The 15023-nt window shown below is 62.9% G+C and carries 12 protein-coding genes; 5 read left to right on the top strand and 7 right to left on the bottom strand.

Annotated features, from left to right (window positions below; genetic code table 11):
* Positions 1 to 67: 67 nt before the first annotated feature.
* From BJA_RS17290 to BJA_RS17280, 3 genes are all read right to left on the bottom strand, one after another.
* A complete protein-coding gene (locus tag BJA_RS17290; RefSeq protein ID WP_038965958.1) occupies positions 68 to 1981 on the bottom strand; it encodes a sensor histidine kinase in 1914 nt (637 codons plus the stop codon).
* A 467-nt stretch (positions 1982 to 2448) separates the two neighbouring features.
* Entirely contained in the window at positions 2449 to 3681 is a 1233-nt protein-coding gene (locus BJA_RS17285; RefSeq protein WP_011086267.1) for an HlyD family secretion protein, read from the bottom strand.
* Entirely contained in the window at positions 3674 to 4108 is a 435-nt protein-coding gene (locus BJA_RS17280) for a hypothetical protein (protein ID WP_038965970.1), read from the bottom strand. The genes BJA_RS17285 and BJA_RS17280 overlap by 8 nt, the downstream gene beginning before the upstream one ends.
* Before the next feature lie 180 nt (positions 4109 to 4288).
* On the opposite strand from BJA_RS17280, the gene BJA_RS17275 reads away from it, so the two are divergent.
* Both BJA_RS17275 and ppk2 read left to right on the top strand, forming a co-directional pair.
* Positions 4289 to 4741 (top strand): hypothetical protein, encoded by a 453-nt coding sequence (locus BJA_RS17275; RefSeq protein WP_011086265.1) that lies wholly within the window; start codon positions 4289 to 4291, stop codon positions 4739 to 4741.
* A 42-nt stretch (positions 4742 to 4783) separates the two neighbouring features.
* Positions 4784 to 5584 carry a polyphosphate kinase 2 gene (gene ppk2 / locus BJA_RS17270; protein WP_011086264.1) on the top strand — a complete coding sequence of 267 codons (801 nt, stop codon included), beginning with the start codon at positions 4784 to 4786 and terminating at the stop codon, positions 5582 to 5584.
* A 94-nt stretch (positions 5585 to 5678) separates the two neighbouring features.
* On the opposite strand, the gene BJA_RS17265 is transcribed toward ppk2, so the two are convergent.
* The 3 genes from BJA_RS17265 to aspD form a co-directional block, all read right to left on the bottom strand.
* The gene (locus BJA_RS17265; protein ID WP_011086263.1) at positions 5679 to 6146 is read right to left on the bottom strand and encodes a hypothetical protein; all 468 of its coding nucleotides are present in this window, start codon (positions 6144 to 6146) and stop codon (positions 5679 to 5681) included.
* Between the two features lie 181 nt (positions 6147 to 6327).
* A complete protein-coding gene (locus tag BJA_RS17260; protein WP_011086262.1) occupies positions 6328 to 6762 on the bottom strand; it encodes a hypothetical protein in 435 nt (144 codons plus the stop codon).
* Positions 6763 to 6830: 68 nt separating this feature from the next.
* A complete protein-coding gene (gene aspD / locus BJA_RS17255; RefSeq protein WP_011086261.1) occupies positions 6831 to 8450 on the bottom strand; it encodes an aspartate 4-decarboxylase in 1620 nt (539 codons plus the stop codon).
* A gap of 346 nt (positions 8451 to 8796) precedes the next feature.
* Here aspD and aspT point away from each other — a divergent pair, with 346 nt between their 5' ends.
* The 3 genes from aspT to BJA_RS43660 are packed head-to-tail and all read left to right on the top strand — an operon-like array spanning position 8797 to position 12213.
* Positions 8797 to 10488, top strand: coding sequence for an aspartate-alanine antiporter (gene aspT, locus BJA_RS17250; protein ID WP_038965960.1), 1692 nt, complete (start codon positions 8797 to 8799; stop codon positions 10486 to 10488).
* 33 nt (positions 10489 to 10521) lie between these two features.
* The gene (locus BJA_RS17245; protein ID WP_011086259.1) at positions 10522 to 12072 is read left to right on the top strand and encodes a TrkA C-terminal domain-containing protein; all 1551 of its coding nucleotides are present in this window, start codon (positions 10522 to 10524) and stop codon (positions 12070 to 12072) included.
* Between the two features lie 15 nt (positions 12073 to 12087).
* Positions 12088 to 12213 (top strand): hypothetical protein, encoded by a 126-nt coding sequence (locus tag BJA_RS43660; protein WP_257784510.1) that lies wholly within the window; start codon positions 12088 to 12090, stop codon positions 12211 to 12213.
* 15 nt (positions 12214 to 12228) lie between these two features.
* Here the strand turns inward: BJA_RS43660 and BJA_RS17240 are convergent, their stop codons facing one another.
* Positions 12229 to 14982 carry a decarboxylase gene (locus BJA_RS17240; RefSeq protein WP_038965961.1) on the bottom strand — a complete coding sequence of 918 codons (2754 nt, stop codon included), beginning with the start codon at positions 14980 to 14982 and terminating at the stop codon, positions 12229 to 12231.
* Positions 14983 to 15023 lie beyond the last annotated feature (41 nt).

The following is a 15023-nucleotide window of genomic DNA, read 5'->3' as shown; positions in this document are numbered from 1 at the left end:
GAGGATCGGTCCGCGGCCCGACCGTTCTTTGACAAAGATCAAGGGAAATGGCTGCGTCTCGGCTGCGCTAATCGTGCTGCTGCAACGCGAAAGCCTGGCGCGCGATCGGGAGCTTGATCTTGAACAGCGTCCCGCCGGAGGGCGCGTTCGCGGCGGAAATCGTGCCGTGGTGCGCCTCGACGATGGTGCGGGCTATGGCCAGGCCCATGCCCATGCCCTGCGGCTTGGTGGTGAAAAATGGATTGAAAATGCTCTTGAGATCATCCGTCGCAATGCCGGCGCCGGTGTCGCCAACCCGGATCTCCGCCCAAGCACCGGAAACGTTCGTCGTTACGTTGATTTCGCGTTTGCCTGTCTGAATTTCGGACATCGCGTCCAAGGCGTTGACAACGAGATTGAGAACAACCTGTTGCAGGTGAATCGGATCGCCCCGGACACGAAGTTCGGCCGTCGCCGGAAGGTAGTTCAACACGACGCCGCGTCCCTTGGCCACATCTGCGACGAACCCGATGACATCCCGCACGGTATTGTTTAGTTCAATGTCTCGAATTTCAAAGGGCGTTTTTTTCAGCATGCTGCGCAGCCGTCGAATCACTTCGCTTGCCCGCTGATCGTCGCGCCTGATGTCGGCCAGGATGGCTCTGAGTTCATCGAGGTTCGGCGAGGCGCTCTTCAGCATGAGCTCCGCCGTCTCGGCGTTGGTCAGGATCGAGCCGAGCGGCTGGTTCAGCTCGTGCGCGATGGAGGTCGTCATCTCCCCGGCGGCCGCATAGCGGCTGAGATGCGCGAGCTCCGCCAGGCGCTGCCGCGACTCGACGTCCGCCAGACGGCGCCGGCGACGTTCGTGGAGTAGCCCGCTGATCAGCCCGGCCTGGACTAGGAACGCTGCTGCGATCATTGCCATTTGCCAACGATATCTTTCCCAGAGCCCCCGCTCGCGAAATAGAACCTCGCTTCCCGTCGGCAAATCGCTCTCGCTGATGCCCCAACGCTGCATCTCGCGCCAGTCGTATCTCGGCGCGGCAAATCCGATCGGTTCGATCTTGATGTCGCCCGGCTTTTCGCCCGCGAAGATGCGAAGCGCCGCGCTGACAGTCTCCTTGCTGGACTCGGATATCGAGTGCATCGGGCCGCCGACGGTCTCGCGGCCAAAAAATGCTTCCTGATAGGAGAAGATCGGCCCGTTGGCGACCGCGTGCAGCCGGCGCAATGCTAGATCACCTTCGTGGGCGACGCCGACACCATCGACCGACATCAGTTGCCAGAACAGCACCGTATGTGGAGGCAGCGTGGAGGCGCGCTTCAATATCTCCTCAAACGACAGGTCTGCGTACCAGATTAATTCGAACCGGTCCTCGAAGGGCTTAGCCTCCCGTTTGACTTCGTCGAGCCAGAACTTCTCCAGCGGCGAGGCGCCAATGACGACGGCAACGGTCCGGGTTTCCGGCAACACCTGAAGAATGCTGCCGAAGAATGCTGTGAAGTCGTTGCGAACCGGAATGACGACATCGTTTTGGGTCAGTGCCCCCCGGTTCACCAGCCGCTGCTCGACCGCCGTCATCACCAGCGGTGTATCCGGGAAGAGCTGCTCGCGATATTTCTGAACGAACCGCGCCGCCGGCGCTCCGAGGCTCATCACGAGGTCGGGCGGACTGGCCCGGTAAAGCGAGCGCAGATAATCGACGAACGGCGCCTCCGGTCCGGGACTGTTGAACCGCGCTGAGAGAAGCGTGTGCTCTTGGATGTCCAGCGCAAACGAGGATTGCTGTTCGAACTCGGCCTTGATGCTCCGGGCATATTCGCTCCAAGGACGAAAATCCCGGCCGAAGGAATGGAGCAGCAGGAGCCGTTTTGGCTCGTTGCGATCGGCGGCAAGGGCCGCCGGCACCATTGCGCCCCAGACCAGCAAACACAGACTGAGACGTGCAACGATGATCGGCCAGCTTGACTTGATCGGGGCCATAGCGATGCGCCCGCTCATGCTTTCTCCACGAGAGTAACCGCCTCCCGGCCACACTCTAGCGCAAATCGTGCAGGCGCCAATCTTCCTCGCGCCATCGCATCAGCAGCGCGTTGTGACCCGGGCGTAGGCGTCCACGACCTGCACGCAGGACGAGCCATAATAGGCTCCCGCCGCACCCGCCGCTGCGCCAACAGCCACCGCCAGTCGGGTCGTTCGACGGGCCACCCCGGCATAGCTCATGGGGGTCAGCGGCCGCCCTACTCTTGCCTGCGCCTCTGAGAAGAGGGCGCCGTCAGCGAGACGGTTTGTCCCATTCATGGACAATCCCGCGGCAAGGGCGAGTGCCGCGGACGCGCAAACGATGAATTTGCGCGACTGGGTCATTTCTTCGCTCCTGACGGTGTGCCCGGTGTAATTTCGTCGAAATCGGCCATGGCAGCGGAGTCAAGGTCGACCTTGCTGGCGCCCGCGGGGGGCTCGCCGCATCAATGTCCGCTCAGAACGAGCGTCTTGATCGGCAGCAGCAGCGCCTGGATACGTAGCAGCAGCGCGTGCACAAGGCCGACGCCATCGACCACATGCAGCGCGATCTTGCGGAAGGTGCCTGTGTCCTTTGCGCTGATCTCCTCGTGATTGCTGGTATAGGCGTTGACAATGCAGCTGCTGCCCGCCGTCACGCCGTCAAGGCCGCCGTTGTAGAGCGGCTCGAGATAAACCAGGATGGTGCCGGGCCGCGCGATGTTCTGCGGATCGATCAACTGTTCGCCGGAGCGGAACTGTCCGGCCGCGATGTAGTCCTGCACCGTCGTCACAACCATCGGGATGATCACCCAGGGCTTCGAAATGCAGGTGGCTTCGGCGAGCATGCCTTCCTTCATCACCTGCGCCTCGATCTGGCCGAAGCCCGCCTGTAGGGCCCCGCGGCCGGCGCCTTCCGGGATCAGCACGCCGGCCGGCCGCATCAACTGGTTGACGACGTCGCCGGTGCGGACCAGGAACTGCTCGACACGGCCGTCTACGCCGGCGCGAACGACGGTTTTGTCGAGATCGACCTGGGCCTGAGCCAACGCCGCTTCGGCGCTCGCCTTCTGCGCCGGAATGAGCGTCGAGACCTGCAAGGCCGCCGATTGCTTTACGGCTGTCGCCGCGTCAACGCCGGCCTGGCGCTGATCGACCAGCACCTGAAGCTTCTCGATGTCGCGCTGCGGCACGATGCCGGGATTGCGGCGCTGAAGGTCGGACTTGGTGTCGAGCTCATCCCTGGCTTGCTGATAATTGGCTTTGGCCTCCTGGATCTGAGCTTCGGCCCTGACCACGTCGGATTGCGCCGCCAACATGGACGCTTCGACCTCGGCGACCTTGCGCGCGGCGGTCTCGAACGCGGCCCGCTGCCTGGAGCTGTCGAGCGTAAACAGCACGTCACCCTGCTTCACCGGTTCGCTGAAACCAACCTTGACCTCGGCCACCCGCCCCGCCCCTTCGGGCAGGATCGGCACGGTGCGGAAATAGAGCGCGGCCGACGTGGTGGAAGGATGGAAGTAGAAGATCATTGTGATGAGCGACACCGTCAGCATCAGGCAGCCCGTGATGCCCCATCTCAGCTCGTACCAGATTGAGAAGAAGGTGATCTCCTTGCCGAAGCGCTTGCCCTGGGCATAGCGGCGGTAGAGATAGTCGGGCAGGATCGTTAGGAGAGAGCAGAACATGAGCTCAAACATGGCTGTGCTCCTTCTCCTTCGCGGGACCGGATTTCCCCGTCGGCGGTATACCGGCCCCGGCGTCCGATTGGGACTCGGCCACCACGTCGCCTGCTTCGCTCGGCGTTGCGTCAGCAATCCTCTCAACGGAGCCGGCAATGCTGCGCAGCGGCGTGCCGAAATCGGGGAGATCAATCAGCGCAAGCAACAGGCCCGCCACCCAGAAGATATGCATATGGGTAAAGAGCGAGATCAGGCCGAGCACGGCTACGAATTCGAATTGCAGCTTCTGTGACTTGTGCGCCATCCGCTCGGGCAGGCTGTGCAGTTTCCAATAAAGCGTGCCAACCCAGAGCACGGTACCGATCAGGAAGATGCCCATCACGACCATCAGCGTGTCCACCCCGCTTCCCGGCGCGAGATAGAACGGCAGATGATGCGGGGCCATCGGATGAAGCTGCTCGCTCAACGGTCTCTCCCTTTCGGCCCGCGTGTTCACGTCAATGCGGCGAATGCAGTGTCGGTACCGGGTCTCGCAATTGCTTGATCTGAATCAACGGACCTGGAGCGGCCCTACCTAGCCTCGCCTGAAAGCCGACGCGCAACAGCCCAACAGGAGCCGCCCGCCATGCCCGGCATCGATGACCTCATCCCCAGTGCCACGCAGATCCGCAAGGAAGCAGCCCTCAAGGAGGCCGAGAAGGCGGACGAATATGCGCGGCTTGCCGCCGCCGCCGAAGCCGAGAAACGGGCCCTGATTGAACGCCTCAGCAAGCCTTCTGGCAAGACCGAAGAGGAGAAGGTCAAGCTCGCCTCGACCATCATCCAGCGTGCGGTGCGAAATGGCTTGACCGAGGTTCAGGTCTATCGCTTCCCCAACACGCTATGCACCGACAAGGGCCGCGCCATCAATCAGATGGAGAAGGGCTGGGAAAGCACGTTGACCGGCATCCCGAAGGAAATCTTCCAACTCTGGACCGACCATCTGAAGCCACGCGGCTATCGCATCGCCTACCAGATCATCGATTTTCCCGGCGGCGTGCCGGGGGACATCGGCATCACGATTTCCTGGGGTGATTGAGCGCGGGACCGCCAGCTGAGACCTGACGGCGAAAGGGCGAGCATGGCCAAGGACAAGCCTGCCGAGCGGATGAAGCGCAAGGACTACGAGAAGGAATTGGAGAAGCTCCAGGTCGAGCTGTGTCATCTCCAGGACTATGTCCGAGCGAACAAGCTGCGGGTCATCATCCTGTTCGAAGGCCGCGACGCCGCCGGCAAGGGCGGTACGATCAAGGCCATCACCGAAAAAGTCAGCCCGCGCGTGTTCCGCGTGGTTGCATTGCCGGCGCCATCCGACCGAGAGAAGACGCAGCTCTTCTTCCAGCGCTACATGCAGCAGTTTCCCGCCGGCGGCGAGATCGTGATCTTCGACCGGAGCTGGTACAACCGCGCCGGCGTCGAGTATGTGATGGGGTTCTGTACGCCCGCCGAGCACGAGCGCTTTCTCTCGCTCTGTCCGCAGATGGAGAAATACGTCATCGACGGCGGCATCATCCTGATCAAGATCTGGCTGGAAGTGGGGATGGACGAGCAGGAGCGCCGTTTCAGGGCCCGCATCGACGATCCGGTGCGGCAATGGAAGTTGAGCCCGATGGATCTGGAATCCTATCGGCGCTGGTACGACTATTCGCGGGCCCGCGACCTGATGCTCAGGAAGACGAGCACCAAGCACGCGCCATGGTACATCATCCGCTCCGACGACAAACGCCGCGCAAGGCTGAATTGTATCGCACATGTGCTGAAGTCAATTCCCTGCAAGCGCATCAAGAAGGACAAGGTCAAATTGCCGAGGCGCTCGGACAAGGGCCGCTACAATGACCAGGCAAGCTTGCGCGGGATGAATTTCGTCGCTGAACGATATTGACGAGGATCGGGCCGCGCGATGATGCGGCCCGATCGCTCGACGCCGGAACCCTCACCGCTGACGGACCACCGTCCCGACCGTCAGCAGCGCGTTCTCAGTATCGATACTGGTTAGGATACTGCGGACAGACCCAATTGCCGTAGGTGTCCTGATAACAGCCATTGTTGTAGTTGTTGTTGTAGTATCCATAGGCTCCGATTGCGGCGGCCCCGGCGGCGGCACCGTAGGCTGCGCCGCGGTAGCCGTAGCGGGGATAACCGGCGACCGGGCGGCCTGGCCGACCGGCAACGGGGTAACCTGGACGGCCCGGACGACCGGCGATCGGATGGCTCGGTCGTGGGCCTCCGACGCGATAGCCGCGCCCGCCACCGCCGTGGATCCGTCCGGCGTGAACCGCGCCGCCACGATAGCCGCCACCGTGAAAGCCCCCGGCCCGCATGCCTCCTCCACCGCCGCGATAACCGCCACCACCGCCACCACGACGGGCGTAGGCATCATCGGGGATGAGAGTAGCGGTGAGAAGAACGAACGCCGCAACAGCTGCGAGAAGATAACGAAGCATGGCTAGTCCTCCCTCGATATTAGGGTGCCGTGATCCGCCCTTCGACGATGCCTCGCGAAATCGCGGACGGCACCCAATGGCAATATGTCCGGCGACTCCCTGGCTCGACCTCGATCAGGAGGGACGCCGACCCTCGACCGCGCGCATCGCGCCGCGCTGAGGCGGCCCGATCGCTCCGCGTCTATTTCAAACGTATGGTCACACCACCCACGGCAGCCGACACTTCGGCGCCGACCTTCGGACCGCTGAGCTGCAGGATCACGCCGTTGGCATTCTGCAGTTGAACGGCTCCCGCACCCGCCGCAATGGCGCCACCTGCTCCGCCCACCGCGTAGGAGCCCTCGATGGATGCCGGTCCCCTCAAATTGAGGGCGCGGCCAACCAGCTTGGTGGTCGAGGCGCCGATCGTGAAGCCGACGCTCATGCCGGATACGGTAAAGGGATATTTCTTACCCCGAAGGAGCAGAACACCTTCGCCACCGCCGACGCCGACGATGAAGCCGCCCTTGGTGAACACGACTGCCACCTGTCCGGTCTCGGCACGCGACGGCGTGCTGAAGCCGGCAACGGCGGCGGACGCAGCAATCAAGACGGCGGCGATGGCAGTGTATCTCATGACTTTCGTTCCCCTTTGGCTTGATATCGGAGTGATCCGGATCGACCGGCACCCCCATTGGTTCGCCGTTACTTCGAGCCGGCCTTGGCCGCCTCGTAGGCGTCCCGATAGCCACGCGCAATGCTACGAACACCCCGTCCGATATCGTCGTAGACATCGTCCGGAAGGTTTGCCAGCGACACACGCAGCGACCATTCGGGGGCATCGAAGCCGCCGCCGTTCAAGAGCACGATCCCGTGGGCTTCCGCCAAGCGGAACGCGAGATCGAGCGGGTGGATGTGCTTCTTCAGATAGTCGACGGCTTCGTCTCCGATGTTCTTCCGCGCCCAGAACTCGAAATCGATCAGGCCGTAATAGGCGTCGTAGTTCGGATTGGGCGACAGCTTGTCGGCAAGCCCGAGGCCGTCGAGCAGCGCCCACAGGCGCTTGTTGACGATCTCCATGCAGGCGGCCTGATAGGCCTTCTTCGCGTCCATCATCTCCGCGAGAGAGAACAGGCTCATCATCACCTGCTGCGGCAGCGACAGGCCGGCCGTGTGATTGAGCGCGACGTCGCGACTGTCGGCAACGATGCGATCGATGAATTTCAGCTTGCGCGGCTCCAGCGTCAGCGGCCCGTAGCGTTTGTCGAGCGCCTTCACGGCGTCGTCGGGCAGCTTCGCGATCATCTTGTCGAAGATGTTGTCCTCATGAATGGCGATGGCGCCGAGACGCCACCCGGTGCAGCCGAAATATTTCGAATAGGAATAGACACCGATGGTGTTGAGCGGGAGCTCGCCCAGCAGGGAGCGGAAGCCATGGACGAAGGTCCCGTAGACGTCATCAGTGAGCAGCATCAGGTCGGGTCGCTTGGTCCTGACCAGGTTGCCGAGCTTGGCGATGGTCTCCGGGCTGACCCCCATCCCGGAGGGATTGGCGGGATTGACAATGAAGAAGGCCTTGATCTTCGGGTCCTCCAGCTTCTTGATCTCATCGTCGGTGAACTGGAATTTGTTTTCCTGCGGCGCCCTGATCTGGACGACCTTGAGGTCGTAATCCTCCAGATGCGTCATCTCGATGTAGGGGGTGAAGATCGGCGTTCCCAGCGCGATGGTGTCGCCGGGAAGCAGCAGGCGGTTGGCCTTCAGCGACTTGAAGAGGTAGCACATCGCCGCCGTGCCGCCCTCGACCGCATAGATGTCGAACTTGCCGGCCGGCCGCGGCTCACCGCAAACCGCCCACATCAGATATTCGTGCACGATCTTTTCGTTGTGCACCAGCATGCGGTCCGGCACCGGATAGTTGTCGCCGATGATGGAATCGACGAGTTCGTGGACGAAGGCGTCCGGCTCGAAGCCGAATTTCTTGACGGAAAAGGGCAGCATGTCCGACAGGAAGCTCGCGCCTGGCATGTCGGAATGCTTGGCGAGCCAGGCCTCGTAGCGTGCCGCAATGCCCTTCGCCTGCGGCATGCCGCCAATCCCGGCCGGGTGCTCCATGACCCGCTTGCTTTCGGTGATCGCGAACTGGCCCAGCAGGAAAAAACCTTCGCGCGGTGTGGTGGCCACCCAGTTCGGATTGCCGCGGCCGGCGTTCAGGAACGCGGCCTGAGTCCGTTTCGATGTCGCCTTGGCGAGATTGATCAGCTCGTCCTTGATCTCGAACGGGCTCAGCGCCTCGAATTTCTTCAGGGTCATGATGTCGGCCATGTGACGCTCCCGAGCTGTGCGAGCTGTTGAAACGAGGTGGACCAGGCTCCCCTTACCTGCGAGTTCGCGCTCAGGATGATCGGCGTCGGGTGACCTCCATTGATCTACCTCAACGTCCGGGCAACGAGAGCGCTCCGGATCGCCGCCACGTCGCAACGCAGCAGGATGATTTCGCCGGCGGTATCGCAGGTGCCACGAGGCCCAGCGCGCTTGACATAGATCAACATGACCCGTTCGGGCGGCTCGCTTCATCCAGATCGATACGGCTTCAGCTCTCGTCGTCGGCTCTTCGATCCGCGCCGAAGCGAAGCGGCCGCGCGAGCCGACGGCATGAATGGGTGACATCATGATTGACTGGTTCTTTCATACGCTCAAAAGCTATCCGGAAATCGCGATCTTCCTGTCCTTGGCCTTGGGCTACTATTTCGGCTCCTTCACCTACAAGGGCCTGGGACTGGGGGCCGTCACCGCGACGCTGATTGCCGCTGTTATCATCGGCCAGATCGGGATCACGATTACAGGCCCGCTCAAGCCGTTCTTCTTCCTGATGTTCCTGTTTGCCATCGGCTACGGAGTCGGGCCGCAATTCGTGCGCGGCATCGCGCAGGACGGCGTTCCTCAGGCGATCTTCGCCGCCGTCGTGTGCGTGTTCTGCCTTCTCGCCCCGTATGTCGCGGCGAAGATTGCCGGTTACGATGTCGGTTCGGCCGCGGGACTTTATGCCGGCTCCCAGACGATTTCGGCGTCCATGGGTCTCGCCACCGACGCCATCAACCGGCTCGGGCTGTCGCCGGAAGAGACGAAGAAAATCCTCGACGGGATGCCCGTCGCCTACGCCGTCACCTATATCTTCGGCACCGTCGGATCCGCGATCGTTCTCGCTCTGCTTGGCCCGGCCCTGCTCGGCATCGATCTCGAGGCGGCGTGCAAAAGATATGAGGAGGAGTACGGCGGCAAGAAGCAGTTGGGCGGCCCAGGCACCGCGTGGCACCAGTTCGACGTCCGTGCATTTCGCGTTCGCGAGCGCGGGCCGGCGGTGGGGAAGACGGTGCAGGAGGCCGAAGCGCTGATCCCGGATCAACGGGTGTTCATCCTGCGGCTGCGACAGGAGGGGAAGATCGTCGATGCCACCTCCGATGCCGTGATTCACGCCGGCGACGTCGTGGCGGTGGCAGGCCGGCGCGACGTGCTGGTCCAGCTCATCGGCGAACAGGCGGAGGAAGTCGACGATCGCGAGCTGCTCGCGATGCCGATCGAAGGCGTCGATGTCTACGTGACCAGCAAGGACGTCGACAGCAAGACGCTCGAGCAGCTGGCGAAGGCCCCGGCGGCGCGCGGCGTGTTCCTGCGCAAGATCACGAGGGGCGCGATCGCGGTCGAGATCCCCATCCTTCCCAACACCAAGCTGAATCGGGGCGACATCGTCACCATTGTTGGACGCACGCCCGATGTCGCAGCCGCGACAAAGATGCTTGGCCGGCCGGATCGGGCAACCGATATGGCCGACGTTGCCTTCATCGGCGCTGCTATTGCCATCGGCGCGTTGGTCGGCGCGATCGTTTACAAGATCGGTAGCGTGCCGCTGACGCTATCCACCTCCGGCGGAGCGCTGATCTCGGGCCTGTTCTTCGGCTGGCTGCGGTCGGTGCGGCCGACCTTCGGCCGGATTCCCTCGCCGACTGTCTGGTTCATGAACTCCGTCGGCCTGAACGTTTTCATTGCCATAGTTGGTATCTCATCGGGACCGGGCTTCGTTGCCGGCCTGAAGGCGCTCGGCTTCGGCCTGTTCCTGTGGGGCGTCGTGGCGACGACCGCGCCGCTGATCCTCGCAATGTATGTCGGCAAATACGTGTTCCGCTTCCATGACGCCATCGTGCTTGGATGCTGTTCCGGTGCGCGGACCACGACTGCCTCGCTCGGTATGGTCAACGATCGCGCCAAGAGCCAGATTCCGGGTCTTGGCTATACCGTCACCTACGCGGTCGGAAACACGCTGCTGACGATCTGGGGCATGGTGCTCGTCATGCTGATGACGTAGAAATCCTGATGACGTAGAAATCGGCGGCCCGAGATGCTGACTTGGCTGGAACAGTTTCTCATCCGCTATCCGGAGCTCGCGCTGTTCCTGGTGATCGCCGCGGGCTACTGGATCGGAAGCTTCAAGATCGGCGCCTTCAGTCTGGGCCCGGTCACAGGCGCGTTGTTCGCTGGCCTCGTGGTCGGCGACTTCGCGCATGTGCCTGTTTCCAGCATGACCAAATCCTTCCTGTTTCTGCTGTTTCTGTTCGGCGTCGGCTATTCCGTCGGTCCGCAATTCGTGCAGGCGATGAAGCGCGACGGGCTGAAGCCGGTGCTGCTCGCCGTCGTCGTGTGCCTCACCGGCCTTGCGGCCGCAATCGCCGTGGGCAGGATACTCGGGCTCGATCCCGGCTTTGCGGCAGGGCTGATGTCGGGGTCGCTCAGCCAAAGCGCGGCGATGGGGACGGCGACCGACGCGGTCAACGGCCTCGCCGTGCCCGAGGCGCAGCGCGCCCTCTATATCTCGCACATCGCGGTAGCCGATGCGGTCTGCTACATCTTTGGCTATGCAGGCGTGATCATGTGGTGCACGGTGGTCGCACCGGCACTCCTGAAGATCGACCTGCGGGACGAGGCGCTCAAGCTCGAGCGGTCGCTGGGGATGAGCCGCGCCAAGCCCGGTCTGGCATCCGCGTGGCGAAAGTTCGAGCTGCGCGCCTATCGCCTCGACGAGCACTCTCCCCTCATCGGATCGACAGTTGCGGCCGCCGAGGCTCGCCCGGAGCATCGCCTGTTCATCCATCGGATCCGCCGTGGAGAACGCGTACTCCAAGCGGAGCCCGGCACCATCCTCGCGCCCGGCGACGTCATCACGATATCGGCGCCGCGCCAGATCATCGTGGAGCTGATCGGCTCCCGCGCCGAGGAGGTCGAAGACAGGGAACTGCTCGACATTCCCTTGATCTCCGCTGACGTGTTCCTGATCAACGCCAAGCTCGCGGGCATGAACCTGCAAGAGGCCTCGCAGCAGGACTGGACACACGGCCTCTATCTGCGCTCGTTGAGCCGGGGCGGCCAGGAACTTCCGATTGCTCCCGGCGTCGTCCTCCAGCGTGGCGACCTGCTGCGCATCGTCGGCCCCGAACCGGTTGTCGAGAACGCGGCGAAGAATATCGGCGTCATCGTTGCGCCCAGCAACAGCATCGATTTCGTGGTGCTGGGGCTTGCGATCTTCTTCGGCGGCGTTGTTGGCGTTCTCGTGAGCTTTCCCGTCGGCAGCATCAAGATCGCACTGAGCACGAGCGTCGGGACGCTGCTTGCCGGGCTTCTGGTCGGTCACCTCCGCACGCTCGATCCGCGCTTCGGACGAATCCCGGACGGCGCCATCAGCCTGATGACGTCGCTCGGACTGGCCGCGTTCGTCGGGCTCACCGGGATCCATGCCGGGCCGATCTTCCTCTCCGCCCTGCGAGACTCCGGCATCAGCCTGCTGCTCGGCGGCATGGTGGTGACCCTGCTGCCACAGATCGTCGGATTCTGCTTCGGTCATTTTGTCTTGCGCATGAATCCAATCCTTCTGCTCGGCGGTTTGACCGGGGCGTAGACGGTAACGGCGGCAATGGCGGCCCTCCAGGAGCGCTCGGGAAGCCCTGTGCCGGTGCTGGGCTACACCCCCGCCTATCCCATCGCGAACATCCTGCTCACGACCTGGGGATCGATCATGGTGGCCGTTCTCGCCACCTAAATGTTCTGTCCCCTGTTATGAGGCGGCCTTCAGCTTCGGCTGCGCGCCGGGTTTGGGCCTGCCGATCTTCGCCAAGGCCTCGGCCCGCACGAGCTTCAGGCCTTCCTTGGCGTCGTAGCCATGGATCTCCTTCACATCGAGCTTCCGCATGAAGTCGATGGTTTCCTGGGTGATGACCTGTCCCGGCACCATGATCGGGAAGCCCGGCGGATACGGGATCACGAAACTGGCTGAGACGAGGTCGGGACCGGCCTTCAGGCGCCGGTCGATCTCGGGGTCGGCGAGGCGAATGAATTCGCAACCAGCCGCGTCATAGGCCGCGTAGAAGCCGCTGCGGATATCGCCTTCGTTGGTCTTGGCGCCGGCGTCGCCGCGGAAGCTCTGGTGGAAGTGCGAGAAGTTCGGCAAGTCGGGCACGTCGGTCATCAAGCTCTTGACCCGCGCCTCGAAGGCCCTCTTCGCATTGGCTCCGCCCTGGGTCAGGCCACGGTCGACCTCGCCGGCGATCTCCGCCAGCACCCTGACGAGATGTGCCACGTCGCTGCGCGTGTTGTTGATGTTGGACTGGAGCAGCACCGAATTGCGCGAGGTCTTGTTGACCTGGATGTTGTAGTCGTTCGCGAGGATGCCCTTGAACTGCGTGCCGTCGAAGCCGGCTGTGCCGCACACCAGCGTCATGCGGGTTGGATCGAGGCAAAACTCGTCGTCGTCCAGGCTCTTAAGGGCACTCGCCCAGTTCGTGCCGGCCGCCAGATAATCGGTGAACCCGCTTTGGCGATATTGCGCCGGCACCATGGCGTCGGCACCGAGGATACGGAAATATTTCGAGATCAGCGGATTGGTGTTGACTGCCTGTCGGATGGCCAGCGCGATCTCGATCGCATTGGCCACGAGACCGTAACCCTCCAGCTCCATCTGGCGCCGCGAGACATCCAGGCTCGCGATCAGCTGCTGGTTCGGACTGGTGGAGGCGTGCGTGAACACGGCTTCCTTGAACTGCTGCTCGACCGTGTGGAATTCGACGTCCTTGACCGCCAGCATCGAGCCCTGCCGGATCGCCGACATCGACTTGTGGGTCGAATTGGTCTGGTACACGCGAAGGCGAATCTGACGTGGATCGGGGATCAGCCGGGTCTTGAGCAGCACCTGGTCCGAAGGACTCTTGCCGAGCTCGGCCTGCTGCGTCTCGTAGGCCGCGACCGATCTCGGATCGCGCATCCAGGCTTCGATCTCGCTAGCGGCGCCCATCGCGGTGCGCCGTCGCAGGAACGGCGAGAAGCGCGCGAAGCCGAACCAGGCCTCGTCCCACAGGAAGATCAGGTCGGGCTTGATGGCAAGGCACTCCTCCATCACCCGGCGGGTATTGTAGATGTGGCCGTCGAAAGTGCAGTTGGTCAGATCCAGCAGCTTGACGCGGTCGAGCCGGCCGTCGGCCCTAGCGCTCAACAAAGCCTGCTTGATGGTCTTCAGCGGCACGGCGCCGTACATCGAATATTCCGTCATAGGGAAGGCTTCGACATAGAGCGGCTGCGCGCCGGCCAGCACCATCCCGTAGTGATGCGATTTGTGGCAATTGCGATCGACGATGGCGATATCGCCCGGCCCGATCAGCGCCTGCACCGCCATCTTGTTCGACGTCGAGGTGCCATTGGTCACGAAGAATACGCGATCGGCGCCAAGCGCGCGCGCGGCCTTGTCCTGCGCCTTCTTGATGTTGCCGGTCGGCTCCAACAGGCTGTCCAGGCCGCCGGTGGTTGCGCTACTTTCGGCCAGGAACAGGTTCAGGCCGTAGAACTCGCCCATGTCGCGGATCCAGTCCGACTTGAAGACCGATTTGCCGCGCGCGATCGGCAGCGCATGGAACGTTCCGATCGGACGCTGCGCATATTTCTTCAGATTGTCGAAGAACGGCGTGTCGTAGCGATCCTGCACGCCTTCAAGGATCGAGAGATGCAGCTCAAGCAGTTCCTCGACCGAATAGAAGATCCGGCGGACGACATCGGCCTCGGGATTTCCGGCCATCTCCTCCACGTTGCGATTGGACATCAGATAGAGGTCAAGCTCGGGGCGGACGTGCTTGATGATATGGGCGAGCCGCAGCGCCGAAGCGTCGGACTCGTCCTTCAATCCCGCCGACGAAGTCAGGGGGCGGAGCACGGGCGCGTCGTGACGTGAGCGTAGCGCGAAGCCTTCGTTGATGACGACGGCTGCGAGGTTCGGGTTCAGGATCGTGGCGCAGAAGGCGTCCTCGAGGCTGCCGACGATAACCGGCTCGTAGACAAACTGATCAACCGGACGCCGAAGCTTGCGCCATTCGTTGGCGAGTGCGGGCCAACTGCCGGACGTGAGGCCGGTGACGATCAGCGTCTCGAAATAGGGACGGCGCGCCGCGTGCGGACCGAACATCTGCGGCACCAGATCGGGCGTCTCGCCGTTGCCTTCGTCATTCGTATTCCAGTCGCCCGCATGCTGACGGAAGGATCTCGTCGTCAGGGCCTGCGTCAACCGCGTGGCGAGCGCCAGCGAAGTTGCCGCATCGCCAGTCGTGGCTGCCTCCCGCAAGGCTGCCATGAGCTGCAGGCCAGGATAGCCGTGAAATTCCTCCGTCACGAAGAGATCGGCCAGCGCAGCGTCATACTTCGCACGGTCTCCGCCGCGGGACCATGCTTTGGCCGCGTCGACCAGATCGCGCCAATTGTCCGCCCGTCCGCCGGGCCCGGAGAAGAACTGATCGATGCGCTGCTGCGCAGGCTTGGCGTCCTTGGGCATGTCTCTCCCCATCCTTGGCTCTTGAGGCGAAGGTGATGGCG

Origin of the sequence: Bradyrhizobium diazoefficiens USDA 110 (assembly GCF_000011365.1) — a bacterium.
Classification (GTDB): domain Bacteria; phylum Pseudomonadota; class Alphaproteobacteria; order Rhizobiales; family Xanthobacteraceae; genus Bradyrhizobium; species Bradyrhizobium diazoefficiens.
This window is presented reverse-complemented; position numbering and strand designations above follow the sequence as displayed.